At 58.1% G+C, this 2,021-nt stretch carries 1 protein-coding gene; it reads right to left on the reverse strand.

From position 1 onward, the window contains the following. Positions 1 to 1,400: 1,400 nt before the first annotated feature. Complete coding sequence (locus tag ACX80U_RS19140; protein ID WP_459269541.1) at positions 1,401 to 1,703, reverse strand: ANTAR domain-containing protein; 303 nt, start codon at positions 1,701 to 1,703, stop codon at positions 1,401 to 1,403. Positions 1,704 to 2,021 lie beyond the last annotated feature (318 nt).

Genomic DNA, 2,021 nt, shown 5'->3' on the forward strand with positions numbered 1-2,021 from the left:
AGGTGGAAACCCGCGCTCAATGCGTTCGCGATCACCTTCGCGGGCCGGTTCGAGAAGACCATTTACTGATGAAAACCGCCGGACCCCACACACCGTTTATCGGACAGTCCCGAAGCTCTCGGTTCAGTAGGTTTTGAGGCCCAGCGCAGCGCTCCGACGTCGGCCCGTTTATGGCACATAAACGCATAGCTTGCTCTGCAAGCGGCTCATCGACTTAGGGCACCTAAGTTCCCAGCTTGCTCCGTTGCTCCATTGACTGGGGTCTCAGATGGAGGTGACTTCATGCAACGTGTTTCTGACCAACGTGGCCACCGATCAGGCACGATCTACTGAAAGACGTGGCCTGTGTTTAGCAGTGGGCAAGGTCGCATAGGGACGGCAGAGACGCTGTGCAATGCTCGTGCTCTGCCGTCCCGCCTCTCAATCCTCCAGATGCTCTGTACCAAGCTGCTGACAGGCCGTGAACCGTCACACCTCTTGCATCCTTGGCAGGTGTCGCCTTCTTTGGCTCGGATCCGCGTGTCAGCTGGTCGACGCTGGGCTACCTGGTGGTGGCTGGGTCAGCTCGAGGTGGGGTTGATTCGTTGCTGGTGAGGATCTTCGTTTTCCAGCCCTTAGGTGGCGGCCAGGAGATTCCCCAGGCTGCTAGTTGCTCTCTCGTGTACCCACCGGCTGCTGTCTTTGCTTGCTCTAGTTCGTCTCTGGTGACCATCGTCTGAGTGTCCTGCTTGTTTTACCGGCGGCACTGGGAAGGGCGGGGGAGGGCATGGGTCTGCCTTGACGTGAATCAAGGGCAGAGTAAGACGGCACCGGTGTAGGTGTGGGGTGTGGGTGTCTTATTGCTGGCACTGCTGTTAGGCGGGTGCGACGGCGGCATATGCGCGTGGCTCTGGCAGTTCCATGAGACTTGCTGATGGTTGCTGCTGTAGGCCGTGGCGTCCCTTCGATTCCGGGCATTGCTGCACCGGTGATGGGCCCTGACCACGCGCTCGACAAAGGAACCGGCTCAAACCCGGTAAGGGGGCGGTGTTAGCGCCTTGGCGTTTTGGTTCCGTGTCTCCGACGACACGCCACAGGTCTGCCAGCCTGCAGTGGCATCCTCTTCCGGCCAAGCAAGAGGTACGCTGGATATGAAGTTCTGATGTGCTTTGAAGCTACCCCGGGCGGCCAACATACCGGGGTAGCTTCGCTCTTTAACGGCGTGTCCCGCTTGTAGGAGTCCTACAAAACGTCGCAACGAGTGAAGGCCCACCGATTATCGGTAGGCCTTCACTCGTTTTGGGAGACACTCAGCCACCGCCAGGCGAGCCTCTGAGAGGCTTACAACACGTCGTTAGGTGATGAGTTAGCCGCGGCCCGCGGTGGTGGCCACCAAGCCTTTACAGTGGCCAAACGCTGTGTCAGAGATAACCGTCGATTGATCCCTCATGCACGACTCGTTGAGCTATCTCATAGAGCTTTACGTTCGTCTGATTACTGGTCTGACACAGCAACGCGAATGCCTCATCAGCACTGATTTTCAGGCGCCCCATCAGGATGCCCTTTGCCTGGCTAATCAAGTCCCTGCTCGCCAACGCCTCCTGCAGCTGCTCAACCTTCTGCGTCTGCTCGCGCAAACTGGCAATCAACTCATCCATGCTCCGCTGCACAGGATCACCTCCGTCCGGATCGGAGGCCTTACATCCTTCATTCTGCTCAGCCATCATGCTCCGTTTCGGCACATTGTCTTGGCGCGAACGCGCGCCTACTCAGAGCCTATCCACCCACTCCAACGACCCATCACATGCCGGCCGAAGTCGCCGGCACCGGCTCTTCTGGGCATTGAAAGCGCCGGCCCTTTTTACACTCGTTCACGCGTTCATGACCTCACTCACTCATGAGTGCATGAGGTGTGGCGTCTTAGAAGCTCTGGGACTGTAAGAAAAACGGTGTGTGAGGTTCGGCCTGATCCGAGAGGAGATGGCCGTGAACGACTTCACGACCGAAGTAACAGAGGCGATGATCGATCCTGTGACAGGAGA

It is taken from the genome of Arthrobacter sp. TmT3-37 (assembly GCF_054510835.1).

Coding starts and splice junctions, on each gene's coding strand:
- ACX80U_RS19140 (WP_459269541.1), bottom strand. CDS start 1,703: ATGGCTGAGCAGAATGAAGGATGTAAGGCCTCCGATCCGGACGGAGGT.